This is a genomic window from Arhodomonas sp. KWT (assembly GCF_010993615.1).
Window position 1 is genome coordinate 1 of record NZ_WNXE01000856.1, and the last position, 722, is coordinate 722.

The window sequence follows — 722 nt, forward strand, 5'->3', positions numbered from 1 at the left end:
CTTCCCCGTATTGATGAGTGCGACTCATGGCTCCTATGGAGCCGGGCTGGTTAATCCAACGGCGGCAGGCAGTTACGAGTAGTGTGCGGAATTATGTGCACAAGCTAGAGCGAGGTGAGTGGTGAACCGCCCCGGCTTCTCCGGAGACCGTTGGTTGTGAGTCAGGCCGCTTCGGCCTGCTCGTTGAGTTGCCTGTAGTAGGCTGCCTCGACTTCGGCCGGAGGCCGGTTGCCGATGGCCTCCATGATGCGATGGTGGTTGTACCAGTGCACCCACTCCAGCGTGGCGAACTCCACGGCGTCCAGATTCCGCCACGGGCCCCGGTGACGGATCAGCTCCGCCTTGTAGAGGCCGTTGATGGTCTCTGCGAGGGCGTTGTCATAGGAATCGCCGACGCTGCCCACTGAAGGCTCAATGCCCGCGTCTGCGAGGCGCTCGGTATAGCGAATCGATACGTACTGCGCTCCCCTGTCGCTGTGGTGCACGAGCTGTGGCGTATCGCCCAGAGAGCGCTGGTGCAGGGCTTGCTCCAGAGCGTCCAGAGGCAACTCGGTATGGAGCGTGCCGGCAACGCGCCAGCCCACGATGCGCCGGGCATAAGCGTCGATGACGAAAGCGACGTAGGCAAAGCCCTGCCAGGTGGCCAGTAGAGTAAGAGGCAGGGCGTAGTCGGACTATCTCCCTGCCTCTCCTCTCCGAACCGGACGTGCACCTTTCAGCGC

1 pseudogene is annotated in these 722 nt (G+C 62.6%); it reads right to left on the reverse strand.

Features of this window, described 5'->3' with window-relative positions:
* Positions 1-161 precede the first annotated feature (161 nt).
* Positions 162-653: pseudogene (locus G7A99_RS22890) on the reverse strand (IS3 family transposase); the annotation flags it as partial.
* Positions 654-722 lie beyond the last annotated feature (69 nt).